At 71.3% G+C, this 22,035-nt stretch carries 18 protein-coding genes; 9 read left to right on the forward strand and 9 right to left on the reverse strand.

The window, feature by feature from the left end:
• The first annotated feature begins 46 nt into the window (after positions 1 to 46).
• Complete coding sequence (locus tag ACFO6V_RS15975; RefSeq protein WP_377136873.1) at positions 47 to 700, forward strand: hypothetical protein; 654 nt, start codon at positions 47 to 49, stop codon at positions 698 to 700.
• Complete coding sequence (locus ACFO6V_RS15980) at positions 697 to 999, forward strand: hypothetical protein (RefSeq protein ID WP_377136875.1); 303 nt, start codon at positions 697 to 699, stop codon at positions 997 to 999. The genes ACFO6V_RS15975 and ACFO6V_RS15980 overlap by 4 nt, the downstream gene beginning before the upstream one ends.
• A gap of 56 nt (positions 1,000 to 1,055) precedes the next feature.
• Here the strand turns inward: ACFO6V_RS15980 and miaB are convergent, their stop codons facing one another.
• Positions 1,056 to 2,747, reverse strand: a complete 1,692-nt coding sequence (gene miaB / locus ACFO6V_RS15985; RefSeq protein WP_377136877.1) for a tRNA (N6-isopentenyl adenosine(37)-C2)-methylthiotransferase MiaB — start codon at positions 2,745 to 2,747, stop codon at positions 1,056 to 1,058.
• Positions 2,748 to 2,885: 138 nt separating this feature from the next.
• Here miaB and ACFO6V_RS15990 point away from each other — a divergent pair, with 138 nt between their 5' ends.
• The 4 genes from ACFO6V_RS15990 to ACFO6V_RS16005 all read left to right on the forward strand — a co-directional run bounded on the left by ACFO6V_RS15990 (position 2,886) and on the right by ACFO6V_RS16005 (position 6,328).
• Positions 2,886 to 3,701 carry an amino acid ABC transporter ATP-binding protein gene (locus ACFO6V_RS15990; RefSeq protein ID WP_377136879.1) on the forward strand — a complete coding sequence of 272 codons (816 nt, stop codon included), beginning with the start codon at positions 2,886 to 2,888 and terminating at the stop codon, positions 3,699 to 3,701.
• A 60-nt stretch (positions 3,702 to 3,761) separates the two neighbouring features.
• Entirely contained in the window at positions 3,762 to 4,616 is an 855-nt protein-coding gene (locus ACFO6V_RS15995; RefSeq protein WP_377136881.1) for a glutamate ABC transporter substrate-binding protein, read from the forward strand.
• 138 nt (positions 4,617 to 4,754) lie between these two features.
• Entirely contained in the window at positions 4,755 to 5,444 is a 690-nt protein-coding gene (locus tag ACFO6V_RS16000; RefSeq protein WP_377136883.1) for an amino acid ABC transporter permease, read from the forward strand.
• The gene (locus ACFO6V_RS16005; RefSeq protein WP_377136885.1) at positions 5,441 to 6,328 is read left to right on the forward strand and encodes an amino acid ABC transporter permease; all 888 of its coding nucleotides are present in this window, start codon (positions 5,441 to 5,443) and stop codon (positions 6,326 to 6,328) included. The genes ACFO6V_RS16000 and ACFO6V_RS16005 overlap by 4 nt, the downstream gene beginning before the upstream one ends.
• 215 nt (positions 6,329 to 6,543) lie before the next feature.
• Here the strand turns inward: ACFO6V_RS16005 and ACFO6V_RS16010 are convergent, their stop codons facing one another.
• The 3 genes from ACFO6V_RS16010 to ACFO6V_RS16020 form a co-directional block, all read right to left on the reverse strand.
• Complete coding sequence (locus ACFO6V_RS16010) at positions 6,544 to 7,176, reverse strand: regulatory protein RecX (RefSeq protein ID WP_377136886.1); 633 nt, start codon at positions 7,174 to 7,176, stop codon at positions 6,544 to 6,546.
• 34 nt (positions 7,177 to 7,210) lie between these two features.
• A complete protein-coding gene (recA, locus tag ACFO6V_RS16015) occupies positions 7,211 to 8,431 on the reverse strand; it encodes a recombinase RecA (RefSeq protein ID WP_377136887.1) in 1,221 nt (406 codons plus the stop codon).
• Between the two features lie 261 nt (positions 8,432 to 8,692).
• Complete coding sequence (locus ACFO6V_RS16020) at positions 8,693 to 8,929, reverse strand: DUF3046 domain-containing protein (protein ID WP_116674560.1); 237 nt, start codon at positions 8,927 to 8,929, stop codon at positions 8,693 to 8,695.
• 68 nt (positions 8,930 to 8,997) lie between these two features.
• Between ACFO6V_RS16020 and ACFO6V_RS16025 the strand changes: the two genes are divergently transcribed.
• Positions 8,998 to 14,172, forward strand: coding sequence for an Lhr family ATP-dependent helicase (locus ACFO6V_RS16025; protein WP_377136890.1), 5,175 nt, complete (start codon positions 8,998 to 9,000; stop codon positions 14,170 to 14,172).
• Here ACFO6V_RS16025 and ACFO6V_RS16030 read toward each other — a convergent pair.
• On the reverse strand, positions 14,138 to 14,920 hold the full coding sequence (locus ACFO6V_RS16030; protein WP_377136892.1) for a DUF998 domain-containing protein: 783 nt from the start codon (positions 14,918 to 14,920) through the stop codon (positions 14,138 to 14,140). The two genes, ACFO6V_RS16025 and ACFO6V_RS16030, sit on opposite strands and share 35 nt — an antisense overlap.
• A 211-nt stretch (positions 14,921 to 15,131) precedes the next feature.
• Here ACFO6V_RS16030 and ACFO6V_RS16035 point away from each other — a divergent pair, with 211 nt between their 5' ends.
• Positions 15,132 to 15,929, forward strand: coding sequence for a DNA-formamidopyrimidine glycosylase family protein (locus ACFO6V_RS16035; RefSeq protein ID WP_377136894.1), 798 nt, complete (start codon positions 15,132 to 15,134; stop codon positions 15,927 to 15,929).
• 90 nt (positions 15,930 to 16,019) lie between these two features.
• On the opposite strand, the gene ACFO6V_RS16040 is transcribed toward ACFO6V_RS16035, so the two are convergent.
• From ACFO6V_RS16040 to pgsA, 3 genes are all read right to left on the reverse strand, one after another.
• On the reverse strand, positions 16,020 to 16,373 hold the full coding sequence (locus ACFO6V_RS16040; protein ID WP_116674556.1) for a helix-turn-helix domain-containing protein: 354 nt from the start codon (positions 16,371 to 16,373) through the stop codon (positions 16,020 to 16,022).
• A gap of 263 nt (positions 16,374 to 16,636) precedes the next feature.
• Positions 16,637 to 17,140 (reverse strand): CinA family protein, encoded by a 504-nt coding sequence (locus tag ACFO6V_RS16045; RefSeq protein WP_377136896.1) that lies wholly within the window; start codon positions 17,138 to 17,140, stop codon positions 16,637 to 16,639.
• Positions 17,137 to 17,727: a CDP-diacylglycerol--glycerol-3-phosphate 3-phosphatidyltransferase gene (gene pgsA / locus ACFO6V_RS16050; RefSeq protein ID WP_377136898.1), complete on the reverse strand. Its 591-nt coding sequence runs from the start codon at positions 17,725 to 17,727 to the stop codon at positions 17,137 to 17,139. Before pgsA ends, ACFO6V_RS16045 begins: the two co-directional genes overlap by 4 nt.
• A 90-nt stretch (positions 17,728 to 17,817) precedes the next feature.
• On the opposite strand from pgsA, the gene ACFO6V_RS16055 reads away from it, so the two are divergent.
• Positions 17,818 to 19,071: a CapA family protein gene (locus ACFO6V_RS16055; protein WP_377136900.1), complete on the forward strand. Its 1,254-nt coding sequence runs from the start codon at positions 17,818 to 17,820 to the stop codon at positions 19,069 to 19,071.
• Positions 19,072 to 19,171: 100 nt separating this feature from the next.
• On the opposite strand, the gene ACFO6V_RS16060 is transcribed toward ACFO6V_RS16055, so the two are convergent.
• Complete coding sequence (locus tag ACFO6V_RS16060; RefSeq protein WP_377136902.1) at positions 19,172 to 22,000, reverse strand: FtsK/SpoIIIE family DNA translocase; 2,829 nt, start codon at positions 21,998 to 22,000, stop codon at positions 19,172 to 19,174.
• Positions 22,001 to 22,035: the final 35 nt, after the last annotated feature.

The following is a 22,035-nucleotide window of genomic DNA, read 5'->3' on the forward strand; positions in this document are numbered from 1 at the left end:
TTGACCTGGAAGAATTGCGGCCGTCCGGCCCGACGAGGAGGAACCGATGACTGAGCAGGACACCACAACGAGCCGCGACCCCCGCGCGGACCAGACGATCGAGCTGACCGGCTTCGAGCTCCTCAGCCTGCTGTCGCTCGGCGACGACGCCTCCGCCAGGAAGACCCGCGAGTCGCTCCGGCTGCCCGAGGTCCCCGAGGGCTCGCCGCTCCTCGGCGCGGGCCTCAGCTCGCTGATCGTGCGCAAGATGGCCACGGTCGACGACGCGGGGGTGCTGACCCCCCAGGGTCCGGTCCTCGCGCTCGCCGCGGTGCTGAACCGGGCTACCGAGTGGATCGAGGCCGCCGGGGTGTCCGGCGAGACCAACCACGTCGCGCTCCTCGTCAAGTCCCCCGACGGCGCCGCCATGATCGAGCCCAAGCCGTACGGCATCTGGCAAGCACTTCCGGTGCCCGCCGACGACCGGCTGATCGACGTCGCCTCGCGCTACGTCCGCGCCACGTACCAGGACATCACCACCCTGCCGTTCGCGGGCAGCATCAAGGTGATCGCGCAGGCCGGAGGTGACCGCGCGGCGGCCGTCCGGATCGGTGAGGACAAGGCCTGGGAGATCTCCAGCGGGCCGGTCGAGCGCCTTCCCAAGCCTGTCCCGGTCGAGGCGGACCCCACGTTCACGGTCCTGGCCAAGGCTCTCGCATGAGCTCGGCGGCCAAGGACCGGTGGTCGGACGGCGGCGACCTCCGGCTCGCTCGCCGCATAGTGATCATGTGGGTCATCTTCGCCGTGGTGGCCTGGGCCGGGGCCGCGCTCGCCTCGTTCGCGTGGTGGGTCGCCCAGGCCGGGAACTACCAGGACAACTGGCGCGGGTTCAACGCTGACGACGGCTTTCCCTGGATCTTCGTGATCGTGTGCGTCGTCGCCGGTGTGTGCTGCCTGCCGGTCGCGCTGACGCAGCGCGCCCGGGTCCGTCACCTGGAGCAAGGCTCGCAGAACGGCTGATGCCTGGCCCGCACCACGGGTGCGGGCCAGGCATCTTCCGCCTCAGCGGTGCTGTGTCAGCGACGCAGGACCGGCAGGCCCAGCGAGACCGGGCCGGACGGCGCCGCGGACGTCCCGTGCGAGTGCTCGTCCTCTCCCCCGCCGAGCCGTGCCTTCTCCCGCGCCGCCCAGGCGTCGCCCGAGCGGGTACGCCGCACCGGGAGACCGTCGGTGAGCGGCGAGTCCGCCAGCAGGTGGTGCGGGGCGGCCCTCGTCACGGTCACGGTCACCATGTCGCCGGGCCGCGGCAGCCCCTCGGGCACGACGTCGGCGAGGCGCGGGTCGTCCAGGCTCGCCGGTGCCTGCGTGAGGTCCGTGTCGGCGAGGTAGGCGCCCGGCCTGGCCAGCGCGTCGGGCTGGGGCAGGGCGAAGTGCACCAGGCGGTTGTCCTCGGCGCGGCCCGACAGGCGGTGCCGCTCGCCGCCCTTGCGGCCGGAGTCCTCGGCAACGAGGACCTCGAGCGTGCGACCGACCTGCTTCGCGGCCTCCTCGCCGCCGACGCGCTCCTGCAGGGCGAGCAGGCGCTCGAACCGCTCCTGCACGACCTCCTTGGGCAGCTGGCCGTCCATGGTCGCGGCGGGTGTGCCGGGGCGCGGCGAGTACTGGAAGCTGAACGCCGAGCTGAACCGCGAGGCCTCGACGACGCGCAGCGTCTCGGCGAAGTCCTCCTCGGTCTCGCCCGGGAAGCCCACGATGATGTCGGTGGTGATCGAGGCCTCGGGCATCACGGCGCGGACGCGGTCGAGGATGCCGAGGAACTTCTCCGAGCGGTAGGAGCGGCGCATCGCGCGCAGGATCCGGTCGGAGCCGGACTGCAGGGGCATGTGCAGCTGCGGCATCACGTTGGGCGTCTCGGCCATGGCAGCGATGACGTCGTCGGTGAACGCGGCGGGGTGCGGGGACGTGAACCGGACCCGCTCCAGGCCCTCGATCCGGCCGCACGCGCGCAGGAGCTTGGCGAACGCGCCGCGGTCGCCGAACTCGACGCCGTAGCTGTTCACGTTCTGGCCCAGCAGGGTCACCTCGATGGCGCCCGCCGCGACGAGCGCCTCGACCTCGGCCAGGATCTCCCCCGGCCGGCGGTCACGCTCCTTGCCGCGCAGGTGCGGCACGATGCAGAACGTGCACGTGTTGTTGCAGCCCACCGAGATGCTCACCCAGCCGGCGTAGACCGACTCCCGCTTGGTCGGCAGCGTGGACGGGAAGACCTGCAGCGACTCCGCGATCTCGACCTGCGCCGCCTCGTTGTGCCGGGCGCGCTCCAGCAGCACCGGCAGGGCGTCGAGGTTGTGGGTGCCGAAGACGACGTCGACCCACGGCGCCTTCGCCACGATGTCCCCGCGGTCCTTCTGTGCCAGGCACCCGCCGACCGCGATCTGCATGCCCGGACGCGTCGCCTTGATGCCGGCGAGCTGGCCGAGGTTGCCGTACAGCTTGTTGGCCGCGTTCTCGCGCACGGCGCACGTGTTGATCACCACGACGTCGGCGGAGCTCGCCGCCTCGTCCGCGCTGGAGGCTCGCGTGTAACCCGCTTCCTCGAGCATCCCGGCCATGTGCTCGGAGTCGTGCACGTTCATCTGGCAGCCCAGCGTGCGCACCATGTACGTACGGGGCTGCTGCTCCGGAGCCTCGTCGTGGACGGCTGGATCGGTCCAGCGGTCGGTCGCGGCGGCGTCGGGCAGGGCTGGGGTGAGGGCGGTCGTGGACATCCCGTCGATTTTACGACCCCTGTCGAGCCGCGCCGAACACGAGCATCTTGGTCCATTGCGGGCATCTGTTACCGAAACGTTGTCCCCCGATGACCCGTCGACTTGGTCCTTGAAACATCGGATCGTTAGGTTCAAGGGATGGACCAGAGCACCCCGACCACCGGCCAACCGGCGGCCGACGAGACCGTGGACGCTCCGACGTCGGACCGCGTCCTCGGGGCGCCCCTCGTAGAGCTGAAGCACGTCAACAAGCACTTCGGTGCGCTGCACGTCTTGCAGGACATCGACCTCACCGTCCGCAAGGGCGAGGTGCTGGTCGTGATCGGCCCGTCCGGGTCCGGCAAGTCGACGCTGTGCCGAGCGATCAACCGCCTCGAGACCATCGACGACGGCACCATCACCGTCGACGGCAAGAACCTGCCCGAGGAGGGCAAGGCCCTCGCGAAGCTGCGGGCCGAGGTCGGCATGGTCTTCCAGTCGTTCAACCTGTTCGCGCACAAGACCGTGCTCGACAACGTGACGCTCGGGCCGCGCAAGGTGCGCGGCCTGTCGAAGAAGGACGCCGAGGCCGAGGCCATGACCCTGCTGGAGCGGGTCGGCGTGGGCAACCAGGCGCGCAAGATGCCCGCGCAGCTCTCCGGCGGGCAGCAGCAGCGTGTGGCCATCGCCCGGGCCCTGGCCATGAAGCCGAAGGTCATGCTGTTCGACGAGCCGACCTCCGCGCTCGACCCCGAGATGGTCAACGAAGTCCTCGACGTCATGGTGTCGCTCGCCGAGGAGGGCATGACCATGATCGTCGTCACGCACGAGATGGGCTTCGCCCGCAAGGCAGCGCACCGCGTGGTTTTCATGGCGGACGGCCAGATCGTCGAGGAGGCTCCCCCCGAGGAGTTCTTCACGGCGCCCAAGAGCGAGCGTGCCCGCGACTTCCTCTCCAAGATCCTTACCCACTGAATTTCTCTGACTGATCCCAAGGGTTCCGGTACCGGATCCCGTACTTACCGAAGGGGAATCATGCGCAAGCACACCATGGGGCTGCTGGCAATGGCGGCAGCGACCACTCTTACTCTCTCCGCCTGTGGCGGCGCCGAGGTCGGCGGCGAGCCGACCGATGGCGCCACTGACGGCGGTGCCGGCGGCGACGGCATCACCATCGGCATCAAGTACGACCAGCCGGGCCTCGGCCTGCAGGACGGTGCCGAGTACACCGGTTTTGACGTCGACGTCGCGAAGTACGTGGCGAACGAGCTCGGCTACAGCGAGGACCAGATCACCTTCAAGGAGTCGCCCTCGGCCAACCGCGAGGCGATGCTGCAGAACGGTGACGTCGACATGATCTTCGCCACCTACTCGATCACCGATGACCGCAAGGAGGTCATCGACTTCGCCGGCCCGTACTTCGTCGCAGGTCAGGACCTGCTGGTCGCCGCCGACAACACGGACATCACCGGCCCGCAGGACCTCGAGGGCAAGAACCTCTGCTCGGTCACCGGTTCTACGTCGGCCGAGAAGATCAAGACCGACTACGCCGAGGGTGTCCAGCTCCTGGAGCGTCCGGGCTACGCCGAGTGCGTCACGGCTCTGACCGCGGGCCAGGTCGACGCCGTCACGACCGACGACATCATCCTCGCCGGCCTCTCGGCAGCCAACGGCGACGGCAACCTCAAGGTCGTCGGTAACCCGTTCTCGGAGGAGAAGTACGGTGTCGGCCTCCCCAAGGGCTCCGACCAGTGCGAGGCCATCAACGCCGCGATCACCAAGATGATCGAAGACGGTGCGTGGGAGGAAGCAGTCGCCGCGAACACGGAGGGTGCCGACTACACCCCGAACGCGGACCTCAACCCGCCGACGCCGGAGCCCTGCGCCTGACGTCGTCGCCGTGAACCGGGATCGCGCCTGCTGTGCCAGGCGCGATCCCGGTCGCTGCGTGGACGGTGTTCCCGCCGTCCACGACCTGACCGACCGGGGCGCGCCCAGCAGGGCAGCGCCTCACCCGAAAGGTGACCCGTGAACGACTATCTGTCCGGGCTCGGAGCGCTCCTGGGGCAATACGACGTGCTCGGGGCGTTCTGGACCAACATCCAGCTCACGTTCTGGGGTGCGCTGTTCGCCCTGGTGCTCGGCACCGTGCTGGCGCTCATGCGCATCTCCCCCATTGCGTCGCTGCAGTGGACCGGTGCCGCGTACGTGAACATCTTCCGTAACACCCCGCTGACGATCATCATGACCTTCCTGGTCCTCGCCGTATGGACGCAGCTCCAGGTGAGTCTCGCGGAGGACTTCGTCAGCAACTTCTTCCGCTTCGCCGTCATCGGCCTGGCCGTCTACCACGCGGCGTTCGTGTGCGAGGCCATCCGCTCCGGCGTGAACACCGTGCCGCTGGGGCAGGCCGAGGCCGCCCGCGCGATCGGCCTGTCGTTCATGCCCGCCGCGCGCCTGGTGATCCTGCCGCAGGCCTTTCGCGGCGCCATCGCGCCGTTGGGCAACACGCTCATCGCGCTGCTGAAGAACTCGACGGTCGCCGCCGCGGCCAGCGTTTCCACGGAGACCTCCTCAGTCATGAAGACGATGATCGAATTCAACGCCCCCTACATCTGGGGAATCTTCGCGACGTTCGCCATCGGCTACGTCATCCTGGTGATCCCGATCGGTCTGCTGACGACCTGGCTGTCCCAGCGTCTGGCGGTGAAGCGATGAGCTCCTCCGTCCTCTTCGACGCCCCCGGACCGCGGTCCCGCGCGTGGATCCTCGGTGGGAACGTGCTCGGCGCACTCATCGCGCTCGGCCTCGTCGCCTGGATCCTGGTCCAGCTCGACGCCAAGGACCAGCTGTCCTGGGAACTATGGGGGCCGGCGCTCTCGGAGCGCACCTGGCAGTACTACCTCCTCCCGGGGCTGATCAACACGCTGCGTGCGGCAGCGTTCGCGATCGTCGGTGCCGTCGCCTTCGGGCTCCTCTTCGGTATGGGCAGGCTGTCGCAGCTCGCTCCCGTGCGCTGGGTGTGCGGAACGGTGGTGGAGTTCCTCCGCGCCGTGCCCGTGCTCCTCATGATGGTGTTCTTCTACGGGTTGTTCGGCCAGGTGTTCCGGGGCCTGGACGACAAGGCGTTCGTGGCGGTGGTCGTCGCGCTGATCCTCTACAACGGCTCGGTCATCGCCGAGCTGGTGCGTTCCGGCGTGGGCAACCTGCCGAACGGCCAGGGTGAGGCCGGTCTTGCCATCGGCCTCACCCAGGGCCAGACCCTCCGCTCGATCCAGCTGCCACAGGCCCTCATCGCGATGCTGCCCGCGATGGTCTCGCAGCTCGTCGTGGTCCTGAAGGACTCCGCCCTCGGGTCGATCATCGGTGCCTCCGAGCTGCTGCGCGCCGGCCAGATCGTCGCGTCGGGCGACGGCAACCCGCTGCAGGTGCTCGCCCTCGTCGCCGTGGTGTTCATCCTGGTCAACTGGTTGCTCACCGTGGTGGCGCACCGGCTGTCCAAACTGCTGTCCAGCAGGACCTCCGGGACGACCCGCGCGGGCACCGGCATCGGTGACCCGACCGCAGTGGCCACAGCGGCAGGTGGCCCTAACAACATCTGAGCCCCTCCAGTACCGCCGGAGGGACGAACGACAAGAGGCCGGGTGGTCGGCAGCGCGAGCTGCTGACCACCCGGCCTTCTCTGCGGAATCCGCGGCGGCGGGGGCGGAATCCGTGGGGTATCCGTGGCGGAAGTCCTGGTGGGGTCCGTGCTCCGTCGAACCGTCAGTCCCCGGCGTCAGTCCCCGACGTCAGTCCTAGGCGTCAGCCCTAGGCGTCAGTCCTCGGCGTAGCCGAGGTCGTCCGTGTCCTCGCCCTCCGCGGCGAGCGCCTCGCGGACCAGCTCGAAGGCCAGCCCGGGCGAGTAGCCCTTGCGTGCCAGCGAGCCGACGGCACGACGGACGCGGACCTCGCGGTCCAGGCTTCGCGTGCGGGTGATCAGCTTGGTGGCCAGCTTGGCGCCGGCCGCCCGCTCGTCGTCGGGGTCGAGCTGGTCCAGGGCCTCGATGGCCGTGTCCTCGTCGATGCCGCGCCTGCGCAGCTCCGCGGCGATACCGCGCCGTGCGAGGCCCCGCTCGGCGTGGCGGGTGCGGACGATGGTCTCCGCGTAGGTCGCGTCGTCCACCAGGCCCACCTCGTCGAACCTGTCGAGCACCTGCACGACGACGTCCTCCGGGTAACCCTTGCGAGCCAGGGACTGCTCCAGCTCGCGGCGGGACTTCTGCGCCGCGGTCAGGATCTTGAGGACCGTCTCGCGGGCCTTCTCGACGGCCTCGTCCCGGCTGATCTCGCCGGACTCCAGGCGTTCCGCGACGGTCTTGCGGGGTGCTCGGTCGGCGCTGCCGCGCCCTCCGCGGCTGCTCGTCCAGCCACCTTCCCGAGCGGCCGGACGGCCCCGACGCTTCCCCACGCCGGGACCATCCGCTGGATCACCGTACTGCACGTCAGAACGGCGCCTTCTCGGCGGCCGCCTCGGCCTTCTCGGCGGTCTTCGACACCGCCGGCTTGGTGGCCTTCGACCGTGCGGTGGTCGACCTGGTGGCCTTCGCCGTGGTCGTCGTCCGCGAGGACGAGCTCGCCGCGGCGACGGTACCCGCAGCCGGTGCGGTGTCGGTGGCGGAAGCCGCCGTGGTGGCGCCCGCGCTCTCGACCGCCGGCGCGTCGACCTTCGGGCCCACGCCCAGCTTCTCCTTGACGCGCTTCTCGATGTCGTTGGCGAGGTCGGGGTTGTCCCGCAGGAAGGCCCGCGCGTTCTCCTTGCCCTGGCCGAGCTGGTCACCCTCGTAGGTGAACCACGAGCCCGACTTGCGCACGAAGCCGTGCTCCACGCCCATGTCGATCAGGCCGCCCTCGCGGGAGATGCCGTGGCCGTACAGGATGTCGAACTCGGCCTGCTTGAACGGCGGCGCCATCTTGTTCTTGACGACCTTCACCCGGGTGCGGTTACCGACCGCGTCCGTACCCTCCTTGAGGGTCTCGATACGCCGGATGTCGAGGCGGATCGACGCGTAGAACTTCAGCGCCTTGCCACCGGTGGTGGTCTCGGGCGAGCCGAAGAACACGCCGATCTTCTCGCGCAGCTGGTTGATGAAGATCGCGGTCGTGCCGGACTGGCTGAGGGCACCCGTGATCTTGCGCAGGGCCTGCGACATGAGGCGGGCCTGCAGACCCACGTGGCTGTCGCCCATCTCGCCCTCGATCTCGGCCTTGGGCGTCAGCGCGGCCACGGAGTCGATGACGATGATGTCGAGCGCACCGGAGCGGATCAGCATGTCGGTGATCTCGAGCGCCTGCTCGCCGGTGTCCGGCTGCGAGACCAGGAGAGCATCGGTGTCGACACCGAGCTTCTTGGCGTAGTCCGGGTCCAGCGCGTGCTCGGCGTCGATGAAGGCAGCGATGCCGCCCTGGCGCTGCGCACTGGCCACCGCGTGCAACGCGATGGTCGTCTTACCCGAGGACTCGGGACCGTAGACCTCGACGACACGGCCACGGGGCAGGCCACCTATACCGAGGGCCACGTCGAGGGCGATCGAACCCGTCGGGATCACCTCGATGGGTGCGCGGATCTCGTCGCCGAGGCGCATGACCGAGCCCTTGCCAAAGCTGCGGTCGATCTGGGCGAGGGCCGCTTCGAGGGCCTTGTCGCGATCTGCTGGTGCGGGCATGTGCAACACCTTCGGTTCAGGGGCGCTCTGTGCGCCGACATGGATGGCTCTGTACGTCGTTGCCGACCGTACGCGGAGCCACTGACACGGACGCCTTCTCCGGCCGCCGCCTGTGGACGACGTTCCGAAATCCGTGTCTGTGGTCAAAGTCTAGCCGAACGCGTGTTCGAGGCAAGGCACGACACATCGGTGTGTCGCAGGACATCTCGTCGGTGCGGTGGTTCCCGCACCGAGCGGCTCCGGGAACCGTCGACCAGCGCCTCAGCGGCGGGGCGGCGGCGCCTGCCGGTACTTGTCGTTGCCCCACCTGTCGGCGTCGGGCACGTCCAGCGCGTCGCACAGCGCGTGCCACACGTCACGAGGTTCGTCGCCGTCCTCCAGCGCGACGGCCGGGGTCCGGCCGTCGAGCGCGGGCAGCACCTGCTCGCGGGCGAGGGCACGCCCGTAGCCCGGACCGAACACCTCGTCGATCAGCTGCCAGAAATCCCGTTCGCGCACCCGTCAACCCTACGTCTCCCCCTGCCCGCTCGGTGAACTCCGGGCCGGTGTCAGTGGTCAGGGCCAGAATGGGGTCCATGGCAACGCCCGACGACCCGCTCTCCCGGTTCGGACCCGCAACCCGCGCATGGTTCACCGGGGCGTTCGCGCAGCCCACCGCCGCCCAGGCCGGCGCGTGGGACGCCGTCGCGCGCGACCAGCACGCGCTCGTGGTCGCGCCGACCGGATCGGGCAAGACGCTCGCGGCGTTCCTCTGGTCGATCGACCGGATCATGTCCGCTCCCCCGCCCGAGGACCGCGCCCGCCGCTGCCGCGTGCTGTACGTGTCGCCGCTCAAGGCCCTCGCCGCCGACGTGCAGCGCAACCTGCGCTCCCCCCTCACCGGCATCCGGCAGGCCGCGGCAAGGGACGGCGTGGTGGTCCCGGACGTCACGGTCGGCATGCGCACCGGCGACACGCCGGCCAACGAGCGGCGCTCGTTCGCCACCCGGCCCCCGGACATCCTCGTCACGACCCCGGAGTCGCTCTTCCTCATCCTCACCTCGGCGGCCCGCGCCGGGCTCGCCGGGGTGGAGACGGTGGTGCTCGACGAGATCCATGCCGTCGCCGGCACCAAGCGCGGCGCACACCTCGCCCTCAGCCTGGAACGCCTCGACGCCCTCCTCGACCGGCCCGCGCAGCGCATCGGGCTGTCCGCGACGGTGCGCCCGGTGGACGTCGTCTCCCGGTTCCTCGGCGGCGGACGGGCCGACGGTTCGGCCCGTGAGGTCGCCGTCGTGCAGCCGCCGTCGCACAAGGAGTGGGCCATCGACGTGGTCGTACCCGTTCCCGACCTCGCAGACCTCGACAGCGCGCCCGCCACCGGTCCGTCCGACGCCGCGGCGTCGGGTGACGACGAGATCGACCTCTCGGGCGAGGCCACGCGGCCGCTGCGCAGGGCCTCGGTCTGGCCGCACGTCGAGGAGCGCGTGGTCGACCTCGTGGCCGACCACACCTCGACCATCGTCTTCACCAACAACCGGCGGGGCGCCGAGCGGCTGACCGCCCGGATGAACGAGGTGTGGGCGCAGCGCCAGGGGCTCGAGGTCGCCGACCCCGCGAGCACCTGGGCCGCGCTCGTGCCGGGCCAGTCGGGCACCAGCGCCGGCATCCCCCGTCCCGTGCCCGGACAACGCGGCATGCCCGAGGCCGTGCCAGGCCGGGACATGACCACGGACGCGACCGGCCAGGGCGGGATGATCCTGGCGCGCGCCCACCACGGGTCGATGAGCCGCGCGGAGCGCACACGCACCGAGAACGAGCTCAAGGAGGGCCGGCTGCCCGCCGTGGTCGCCACGTCGTCCCTGGAGCTCGGCATCGACATGGGCGCGGTGGACCTGGTGGTCCAGGTCGGAGCACCACCGTCCGTGGCGAGCGGGCTGCAGCGCATCGGCCGCGCCGGCCACCAGGTGGGTGCGGTGTCCAAGGGCGTGGTCTTCCCGATGTTCCGCGGCGACCTCGTGCCGGCCACCGTCATCGCGCAGCGCATGCGCGCAGGCGAGATCGAGCACATGCACGTCCCCGCCAACCCCCTGGACGTCCTGGCGCAGCAGGTGGTGGCGGCTCTGGCCGTCGACGACTGGGCCGAGGAGGACCTGCTCGCGCTCGTCCGCCGGTCCGCGCCGTTCACGCACCTCGGCGACGCCACCTGGCGGGCCGTGCTCGATATGCTCGCCGGCCGCTATCCCAGCGAGGACTTCGCGGAGCTGCGTGCCCGCATCACCTGGGACCGCGCCACAGGCATGCTGCGCGGCCGGCCCGGAGCCCTGCGCCTCGCCGCGACGAGCGGCGGCACCATCCCGGACAAGGGCGCCTACGGCGTCTTCCTCGCCACCGACGCACCGGACGGCGGAGCCCCTGGCGACGCCCTCACCGACGCGGTGACCGGTGGCGGCGCCCGCATGCGCGGCGGCAAGCGGGTCGGCGAGCTGGACGAGGAGATGGTCTACGAGTCCCGGGTCGGCGACACGTTCACGCTCGGGTCGAGCACCTGGCGCATCCAGGAGATCACCACCGACCGGGTGCTGGTCACCCCGGCACCGGGTCTCCCCGGACGTCTGCCGTTCTGGAAGGGCGACGCCCAGGGCCGCCCCGCCGAGCTCGGGCGTGCGGTCGGCGCATTCGTCCGCGAGGCCGACGCCGCCCTGGCCGCCGACCCCGAAGCCGGGCGCAAGCACCTGCGCGACGGCGGGCTCGACGCCTGGGCGGCGGACAACCTCGCCGCCTATCTCGTCGAGCAGCGCCAGGGCACCGGACGGGTGCCCGACGACCGGACGGTCGTCGTGGAGCGGTTCCGCGACGAGCTCGGCGACTGGCGCGTGGTGATCCACTCGCCGCTCGGCGCCAGGGTTCACGCACCGTGGGCCCTCGTGATCTCCGCCCGCCTCAGGGCCCGGTTCGGTCTCGACGTCGCCGCCATGCACTCCGACGACGGGATAGTGCTGCGGCTGCCCGACTCCGGCGGCGGCTGGGACGGCGACACGTGGGACGCGGGCGCCGCCGCTCCGGAGGGCGACGAGGCCGGCGCGCGGCCCGTGCACGCTCCCGGCCGGGTCACGCTCGAGGACCTGCTCCTGGACCCGGACGAGGTCCTCGGCGCGGTCCGCGACGAGCTGGGCTCGTCGGTGATGTTCGCGGCCCGGTTCCGCGAGGCAGCGGCTCGCGCGCTCCTGCTCCCCCGGCGGCGGCCCGACAAGCGGCAGCCCCTGTGGCAGCAGCGCCAGCGGTCCGCCCAGCTGCTGGAGGTGGCCAGCCAGTTCCCCGACTTCCCGATAGTCCTGGAAGCCGCCCGCGAGTGCCTGCAGGACGACTTCGACGTCGCCGCCCTGGCCGACCTCATGCGCGAGATCGCAGCCGGCGGGGTCCGGGTCGTGGAGGTCACGACGCCGACCCCCTCCCCCTTCGCCCAGTCGCTCCTGTTCGGCTACACCGCCCAGTTCCTGTACGACGGCGACGCACCGCTGGCCGAGCGGCGCGCGGCCGCCCTCTCGCTCGACCCGGAGCTGCTCGCCGAGCTGCTCGGCGAGCAGGGTTCCGCGGACCTGTCCGACCTCCTGGACCCGGGCGCCGTCGAGCGCACGGAGGCCGAGCTCGCCGGGCTGGCACCCGACCGCCAGGCCCGCGACGCCGAGGGCCTGTGGGACCTGCTCCGTCGCACCGGACCGCATCCGCTCGACGAGCTGGAGGCCCGCACCCGCGAGGAGGCGCGGCACGCCGTGGAGCACTGGCTCGACGAGCTGGAGGCCACCCGCCGCGTGATCCGCATCCGGTTCGCCGGCATGGAGCAGTGGGCGGTCGCGGAGGACGCGGGCCGGCTGCGGGATGCGCTCGGCGTGGCGCTCCCGGTGGGTATCCCTGAGACGTTCACCGAACCCGTGCCCGACCCGCTCGGTGACCTCCTGCGCCGCCACGCCCGCACGCACGGGCCGTTCGGCGCCGGCGCGGTGGCTCAGCGGTTCGGGCTGGGTGTCGCGATAGTCACGCACGGGCTTGCCCGGCTCGAGGGCGACGGTGTGCTCGCGCGCGGCAGCCTGCGCCCCGGTTCGCTGGGCGGCACCGGCGACGAGTGGTGCGACCCAGGGGTGCTGCGCCTGCTGCGGAGGCGCTCGCTCGCGGTGCTGCGGGCCGAGGTGGAGCCCGTCGAGCAGGAGGCCCTCGGCGCCTTCCTGCCCCGCTGGCAGAACGTCTCCACGGGTCTTTTGCGGGGTGCGGACGGGCTCGTGCAGGCGATCGAGCAGCTCGCGGGCGCCGCCGTCCCGGCGTCGGCCCTGGAGACCTTGGTGCTGCCCGCACGAGTGACCGACTACTCACCGGCCCTTCTCGACGAGCTGACGGTCGCGGGCGAGGTCCTGTGGGCCGGGCACTCCCGCCTGCCCGGCTCGGGCGGCGGGGACGGTCTGGTCTCGCTCCACCTGGCCGACGGCGCCCCGCTCACCCTGCCCGCGCTCGAACCGGTCGAGGAGGAGAGCCTGCTGGACTCCGAGCTGCACCGAGCGGTGCTGGACCTGCTGACCGGCTCCGGCGGCTTCTTCCTGCCCCGCGTGGCCGAGCTCACCGGCGCCGAGCCGGACGCGGTGCTCGACGTGCTGTGGGACCTCGTCTGGGCCGGGCAGGTCACGAACGACGGGCTGGGCGCCCTCCGGGAGCGGGTCAGCGGCGCCGGTGCCCATCGAGCGCCGCGGACGGCCGCGCGCGCCCGGCCGGTGCGTCGCTCACGGTTCGCGGTGTCACCGGGGCGGCCCGCCTCGGCCCTCCGGGCGAGCACGTCGGTGCCGGGAGGCGGTGGCCGCTGGGCGGCCCTTCCGACGCGGGAGGCCGACCCGACCGTACGGGCGCACGCGCTGACCCAGGTGCTGCTCGAACGGCACGGCGTGCTCACGCGGTCCGGCGCGGCAGCCGAGGGCGTCGGGGCGGGCTACCGCGACGTGTATCGCGTGCTGTCCGGGCTGGAGGAACGCGCTGCGGTGCGCCGCGGTTACTTCGTCGAGCACCTGGGCGGTTCCCAGTTCGCGCTGCCGGGCGCCGTCGATCGCCTACGGGTCGACGCGCAGGACCGCACCCGGATCATCGAGGCCGAGCTGGAGGTCGCCGAGCGGACGTCGGCCCTCGCGACCGGCACGGGTGCGAGCAGCACGAGCGGCGCGGTGGTGCTCGCCGCGATGGACCCCGCCAACCCGTACGGGGCTGCGCTCGCGTGGCCCGCGGGGCCGCACGGGCCAGCAGGTTCAGCAGGTTCAGCAGGTTCAGCAGGCCCAGCAGGTTCAGCGACTCAGGACGGCACAGCCGCCGGCCTGCCGGGCGGCGCGCTGAGCACGGAGTCCGGTGGCAGGGAAGGGCCCGTCGTCGGCCCTGTGCTGGACAGCGCTGCGGCGTCGGACGGGAGCCCGGGGAACAGGTCCGTCACGGCGCACCGGCCCGGCCGGAAGGCCGGGGCGGTGGTGGTGCTCACCCACGGTGACCTCACCCTCTTCGTGGAGCGGGGTGGGCGCACCGTGCTGTCGTTCAGCCAGAGCCCCGCACGACTCGCGGTCGCCGCCGACGCGCTGGCCCGTACGGTCCGCGAGGGCCGCCTGGGTCGCCTGGTGGTTCAGCGGGTCGACGGCATACCGGCGCTGGAGGCCGCCCGGCACCATCCGGTGGCGCGTGCACTGGTCGAGGCCGGCTTCGCGGTCACGCCACGAGGTCTGCGGATCTCGATCCGCTGAGCAGGAGGGCCTGCTCGTCCGTCCGGTGCCCGGCCGAAGAACCCGTCGCAGCGTGGGCCACCTCGGCCTCCGCGGTCAGGCTCTCCCGGTCGATCGTGGCAGCGAGCAGGAACAGGAAGCCGATCATGATCACGAAGCCCACGCGTTCGATGAGACCGAACGCGAAGATGCCGGAGTCTGCGAAGAAGACCAGCGACATGTGCACGACCAGGAACAGCGCGACCACCACGCCCAGGGCGATGGCCGCCGAACGAAGGCCTCGCGGGAGGGCGGACCGGGGCTGCCCGATCGACCGCTCGAGGCTCAGCCCGACCACCGGCAGCACACAGAACGCCGTCGCGGCGCTCACGCGGTGCACGATGGCCGAGAACGACGCGGCAGTACCCGGCGGGTCGGTCGGGAACGCACCGACCAGAACCATCGCCACGGCGAACACGATCATCGCCGCGGCCGGGACGGGGCCGACGGCCAACCCCGTGCGATACATCCGCACCATGAGGATCAGGCCGAGTACTGCCAGGACCAGGCCGCCGGCCAGGATCAGCTCGCCGCCGCCGGGCACGAACGCGTACCAGCTGATCGGGTCGAGCACCGGGTCGACCGCGGAAGCACCCACCACGTGCGCCGCGACCATCGGCAGCAGAGCCGTCGCCCCGAACCAGCCGACGGTCCGCATGCTGCGGGCGTCTACTTCGTACACGGACGGCAGGTCTGGGTGTCTCCCCAGGTCAACAGCAGCGGCGGTCATGAGACTAGGGTCCTGGAGCGGACCCGCGGAAACCATCAGTTTTACCCCTGATCGCGCCCTGATCTTTCTGCGGGCGATCCCTGATACGGCACGGACGGCCATCCGGGCGCAAGCCGGACCAGGCCGTGTCGAATGGGTGATATGCCGGTTGCGCGACGTATCTCTGCCCAGGCGCACACTACGCTGAAGCCCCACGACGAGGGGAGCATACGTGCCAGAAGGCGATGTACTGCGACTCACGGCCGAGCGCCTCACGGCCGCGCTCCGTGGACTACCGCTCGTCCGCGCGGAGCTGCGCTGGCCGAGCGCCGGAGGGGCCGACCTGACGGGCGCCACCGCGCTGGAGACCAGCGCATACGGCAAGCACCTGCTGACCCGCTTCGACGACGGTCGCACCCTCCACACGCACCTGCGCATGGAGGGACTCTGGAAGGTCCACCGCACGGGCTCGCGCGACGCGTCGGCGCGTAACCCCGCCATCCGTGCGGTGCTCGCGACGGACGCCTGGACCGCTACCGGATGGCACCTCGGGATGCTCGACCTGCTGCGCACCCACGACGAGCAGCGGATCCTCAACGGGCTGGGCCCGGACGTGCTCGGCGCCGACTTTCCCACCACCGGGCTGCCCGACGCCTCGGCACGGCTCGTCCGCGAGCCCGACCGGCCGCTGTGTGCCGCCTTGCTGGACCAGCGCACGGTCGCGGGCATCGGCACCATCTGGATGGCGGAGTCGCTGTTCGCACGGCGCCTGTTCCCGTGGACGACGGCCGGGGCGCTGACCGAGGAAGAGCGCGACGACCTTCTCCGCACCGCTCGCAGGCTCATGGAACGGAGCGTCGCGGTGGGGCGGGCCCGGGGCCTGGGCGCCGTCGAGATGCATGCGCACGGCCGGGCGGGCCGGCCGTGCCACCGGTGCGGCACCCCGATCAGCGTCGGCTCGGCGAACGAGAAGCCCTACGAACGCCCTGTGTTCTGGTGCCCGACCTGCCAGGCCCCCAGCTCGAAGTAGAACTGCAGCGAGACAGAACGAGGGCGGGACCCCGATGTGGGGTCCCGCCCTCGTTCTGTCTCGCTGCAGTTCTACTTCGAGCCTGTCGGCTCAGCCAACAGGTGCCAGGTCCGACTGCGCGACCTCTCGCCGCGCTGCGGTCCGGTCGCCTCCCCTGGCCAGCAGCCCCGCGACGAAGTCCGCCGGGATCGTGTCGGGGATCTGGAATCCTTCGGCCACCGCCACGCGGTCGCTCACCTCACGCAGGACCAAGGACAGCGGCACGTCGAGCGCCTCGCAGATGGAGCCAAGCAGCTCGGACGACGCCTCCTTCTGCCCTCGCTCCACCTCACTGAGGTAACCCAGCGACACTCGCGCCGCCGACGAAACCTCGCGCAGGGTGCGCCCCTGACGCTGCCGCGTGTCACGCAGCACGTCTCCGATTTCTCGCCGTAGTACGACCATCTCGCGCCCCCTTTCAGTGCCTGTCCCTGAACTCACGCCCTGCCCTGCCTGGACCGGACGTGCCTTGCGTGTGGTGCGTGCTCCGTGCGTGGAGTTCGTTCTACCGTACCCCGCGCTCGAAGAGTTCTTGCGCCCGCTCCGGGTGGTCGGCCTGTTCATGATCACACCGGGACTAACGCCGTGGATATGAGCCTTGTTCCCGAACCGCACCTGCGTCAAGCCCTGTGCAAGATTAAACCAAGAAACTTCACATGTCTGTAACTTCAGGAAACTTCGTGGGGTGTGTCGAATTTTTCACCCGAGGTCTCGCTGACGAGCAGCAACGCCATGTCGAGCACGGCTCGGACGGAGTCAGCGATCACCTTTGACCGGTCACCGTCGAGGTCAAGCCGCTGCACCTCCGACGCTACCGGAGTGCTGACCGCGACGAAAACCACACCCGGCCCTTGACCATCCTGTGGATCCGGTCCTGCGACCCCGGTCGTAGCCAGTCCCACATCGGCGCCCGTCGCGGTGCGTATCCCGGCCGCCATCTGGGCTGCGACCGCCTCGTCCACGGCACCCCGCTCGGCGAGCAGGTCGGCGTCCACGCCGAGCAGCCCGGCCTTCAGGTCGGTCGCATACGCGACGATGCCGCCACGCAGCACCCTCGACGCGCCGGGTACGGCGACCAGCGCCGCCGTGACCAGACCGCCGGTCAGCGACTCCGCCACGCCGATGGTCCAGCCCCGTGCGGCGGTCTCCGCCAGAAGACGGGGCGCGCTCATACGCTCTGCGTCCTGGCCCGCGCGTCGCGGCGGATCTTCCAGCCCTGGTACACGTACTCGACGCCTGTCACGACGGTCACGACGAACGCCGCCATCAGCACCACCCAGGCGATCACCGTGAACCACTCGAAGCCGTCACGCGGCAGCAGGAACATCGAGATCGCCACGGCCTGCAGCACCGTCTTGAGCTTCCCGCCGCGCGACGCCGGCATCACCTCGTACTTGAGCATGCCCATGCGCATGAACGTGATGCCGAGCTCGCGCACCAGGATGATCACCGGGATCCACCAGGGCAGCTCGCCCAGGGGGATCCAGAGCAGGATCAGGGCGGCGCCCACGAGCAGCTTGTCCGCTATCGGGTCGAGCAGCTTGCCCAGGTCGGTGATCAGCCCACGCGACCGGGCGAGGTAGCCGTCCACCTTGTCGGAGACGGCGGCGACCACGAAGATCGCCGTGGCCACGAGCCGCCACGTGATGTCGTCCCCGCCTTCGACGAGTAGTGCCCAGGCGAAGAACGGGACCATGGCGATGCGAATCATCGTGACGACGTTCGCAATATTCCAGGGCGACGGAGCGTCGTTGACCATTGCTCAAGCCTAACGGCGGTTCACCCGCGGTCGGACCGCCCGGCGCGCGTCACGCTCGCAGCGGAGGACTGCCTGCCATAGCATCCGCAGGTGAATACCGTCCGCGCCCCGCGGTTACTGGCCCACGTGGCGCTGACCACCGCGCTCGTCGTCACCGCCGCCGGCTGCACCCCTGCCGCCGACCCGGCCGCGGATCCCTCCGGCAGCGCGAGCACCACTCCGTCCCCCTCGGCCACGCCGTCACCCCCGCCCCCACCTCCGCAGGACATCGAGCTCACCCTGCTCGCCGCGGGCGACGTCCTGACCCACAAGGCGGTCAACGAGTCCGCGACCGGAGCGGACGGTATCGACTACTCGCCGTTGCTGTCGGGCATCGATCCCTGGGTCGCCGGCGCCGACCTGGCCCTGTGCCACCTGGAGGTACCGGTCGCGCCGCCAGGCGTGGCGCCGTCGGGCTATCCGGTGTTCCGCGCGCCCGGCGAGATCGTCCGCGACCTGGGCGAGCAGGGCTGGGACGGCTGTTCGACGGCGTCCAACCACGCGGCCGACGGCGGGTACGACGCCCTCGCGGCGACTCTCGACGCGTTCGACAAGGCCGGGATGGGCCACGTCGGGACGGCGCGCGACAAGCAGGAGGCACGCGGCGCCCAGTTCTACGAGCTGGACCGCGACGGCCGGACCGTCACCATCGCCCACCTCTCCGCGACGTACGGGCTGAACGGGCTCGAGCCGCCCCGCGGGACCTGGTCGGTGGACATCATCGACCCCGCACGGATCGCCCGGCAGGCCAGGGCGGCGCGGGCGGCCGGAGCGGACCTCGTGGTCGCCAGCCTGCACGACGGGGTCGAGTACGACACCGAGCCCACGGACCACCAGCGGGCCGCGATACGGGCCCTGGCCCGCTCGCGGCAGATCGACCTCGTGATCGGTCACCACGCCCACGTCCCGCAGCCTGTCGAACGCCTCAGCGGCGGCCCGGAGGGCGACGGGATGTGGGTGGCCTACGGCCTGGGCAACCTCCTGTCCAACCAGGGGGCGGACTGCTGCGTGCCGGCCTCCGCCGTCGGCCTGCTGATGGTGGCGGACATCGTGCAGCCCCCTGAGGGACGCACCCGGGTCACCGGTGTCCGCTGGGCGGCGACCACTGTCGACCGCGCGGCGGGCCACCGCCTGCGAAGCACCCGCGACGCCCTCGCGCGGCCGGACGGCGCCCAGCTCACGACCGCCGAGCTCCAGGAGCGCCTCCTGATCGCGCAGGAGGCAGCCGGGGACGGCGCGAAGGAGCAGGACCGGCCGCCCACCTCGACGGGCGAACCGCCACGCGTCGTCCCGCGCACCCGCTGACAGGATCCGCGAAGACAGGATCCGCGAAGTAGAGCGCCTGTCCGAGTCTCCCGGCTTCAGCCAAGGGGGCTCGGACAGGCGCTCTACTTCGCGGATCAGGTCAGCGCAGCGCCTCGGCGTCGTCGTGGTAGTCCGTGGCGACCGGGGCCATGTGGCCGTCGGTGCCGTCGGCGTACTGGTCCGGCGCGGGGGAGCCGTCGTCCGCGCCGTCGTCCCCCGAGGACGACTGGTCGAAGACCTGCGGCGGCTGCTGGTCACCACGGATGAGGGCGAGCGCCGACGGGAGGTCGTCCGCCGCGACCAGCACGTCGCGGGCCTTTGAGCCTTCCGACGGCCCCACGATCTCGCGGGACTCCAGGAGGTCCATGAGCCGCCCCGCCTTGGCGAACCCCACGCGGAGCTTGCGCTGCAGCATCGACGTCGAGCCGAACTGCGTGGTGACCACGAGCTCCGTGGCCTGCAGCAGCAGGTCGAGGTCGTCGCCGATGTCGTCGTCCACCTGCTTCTTCGCCGCGGCCGGCGCGGCGACGTCCTCGCGGTACACAGGCTTGAGCTGGCTCTTCACGTGCTCGACGACCTGGTGCACCTCGGACTCGGTGACCCAGGCGCCCTGGACGCGCATCGGCTTGGCGGCGCCCATGGGCAGGAACAGCGCGTCACCCTGACCGATGAGCTTCTCGGCTCCCGGCTGGTCCAGCACGACTCGCGAGTCGGTGACCGACGACGTCGCGAACGCGAGCCGCGACGGCACGTTCGCCTTGATGAGCCCGGTGACGACGTCGACGGACGGACGCTGCGTCGCCAGCACGAGGTGGATGCCGGCCGCGCGGGCGAGCTGCGTGATGCGCTGGATCGAGGCCTCGACGTCACGCGGGGCGACCATCATCAGGTCGGCGAGCTCGTCGACCACGACCAGCAGGTACGGGTACGGCGCGATCTTGCGCTCCGAGCCCGGCAGCGGCTTGACCTTGCCGGCCCGGACCGCCGTGTTGAAGTCGTCGATGTGCTTGTAGCCGAACATCGCCAGGTCGTCGTAGCGGGCGTCCATCTCGCGCACCACCCAGTCGAGAGCCTCGGCGGCCTTCTTGGGGCTGGTGATGATCGGCGTGATGAGGTGCGGGATGCCCTCGTAGACGGTCAGCTCGACACGCTTGGGGTCCACCAGGATGAGGCGCACCTGCTCGGGCGTGGAGCGCATCAGGATCGACGTGATCATCGAGTTGATGAAGCTCGACTTGCCCGCGCCGGTGGCACCGGCCACGAGGATGTGCGGCATCTTCGCGAGGTTCGCCACGACGTAGCCGCCCTCGACGTCCTTGCCCACGCCCATCACCATGGGGTGCTCGGTGCGCCGCGCGGCGCCCGAGCGCAGCACGTCGCCCAGCACGACGGTCTCGCGGTCCGTGTTCGGGATCTCGATGCCGATGGCGGACTTGCCCGGGATGGGCGACAGGATGCGCACGTCCGCGCTCGCGACCGCGTACGCGATGTTGTTGGAGAGCGACGTGATGCGCTCGACCTTGGTCTTGGCGCCCACCTCGACCTCGTACCGCGTGACCGTGGGCCCGCGGCTGAAGCCGGTGACCTTGGCGTCCACGCCGAACTGCTCGAACACGCCCGTCAGCGACTCGACCACGCGGTCGTTCGCCGCCGACCGTGCCTTGTGGGGCGCTCCCGCGACCAGGAGGTCCTCGTCGGGCAGCAGGTAGACCGTGTCGCCGTCCAGCATGGGCTGCACACCCCGAGGCATCGGCTCGCTCGCCTGCGGCGGCCGGGGCCCGTCGGACTTGGGACCGGCCTTGGGAGCCGACGACGCCGCCCGCTCGCCGTCGGGGCCGAGCACCCCGGGACCGATGGCCGGAGCGCCGGTGACCTTGCCCGCGGACTCGCTGGTCGGGATGCGCTGCGTCATGAGCCTGCCGGCCTTCGCCGCACGCTCGGCGGCCTCCACCTCGGCGGCCTTCTCGAAGGCCTCGTCGCCCACGAACCCGGCGAGGCGCTCCTTCTCGGCGGCGATCTCCTCCTTGGTGCGGCGCTTGCGGCGCTTCGTGGTCCCGGCGGTGCCGTCGTGCCGCGAGACGCCGTCGGCGAGCGCGAGCCCGTCCTCGTCGGTGGCGTCCTCCTCGCGGTGGTTACCGGTCAGCCGGTCGTACATGCCGCGCAGGCGCGCCGGGATCCGGTGCACCGGCGTCGCCGTCACGATCAGGACGCCGAAGAAGCCGGCCAGGACGTAGAGCGGGATCGCGAACCACTGCGTCAGGCCGGTGACCACCGGCGTCGCGAAGAGGAACCCGATGATGCCGCCGGCGTCCTGCACGGGGGCGAAGCCCGCCGTCGGCGAGGGCAGGTCCGCGCTGATGTGCACGAGCGAGCACGTGGCGACCACCAGGAAGCTGAGCCCGATCGCCACCCGGCCGTTCTGCTGGGCACGCTCCGGGTGGCGCATGACGCGGAAGGCGAGCCAGACGAGCAGCACGGGCAGGGCTACGCCCGCGATGCCGAAGGTGCCGGCGACCACCGCGTGCACTCCGTCGCCGAACGGTCCGTCGATGCCCCACCACTCGCGTGCGGCGACGATCACCGCGACCGCGAGCAGCGCGAAGCCGACGCCGTCGCGCCGGTGGTCCGGTTCCAGTTCCTGTCCTCCCTGCTGCTTCTGCGTGCCCTCGTCGGACGGGTCCTGCGCCGTCCGCGGCCCGGCCGCGCGAGTGGCGCCACCCACCGCGTGCGCCATACCCATCCACAGGCCGCGTAGTGCACGGACCGGCCACGGCGGACGAGACGGACCGGACGCGGCCTTGGCCGCCGGGCGGGCAGCCCCCCGGCGCTGCGCCGGTCGCTTCGACGCGGCAGCCTTGGGCTTGGCGCTCTTCGCGCCCTGCCCGGATCCCTTCCCGGAGCTTCGCCGGGCCGACGTGCGGGTCGCCATGATGTCGCCACCGTAACCGGGGAGGGCGGCTGGGC

Origin of the sequence: Promicromonospora alba, from assembly GCF_042654905.1 — a bacterium.
Lineage (GTDB): Bacteria > Actinomycetota > Actinomycetes > Actinomycetales > Cellulomonadaceae > Promicromonospora > Promicromonospora alba.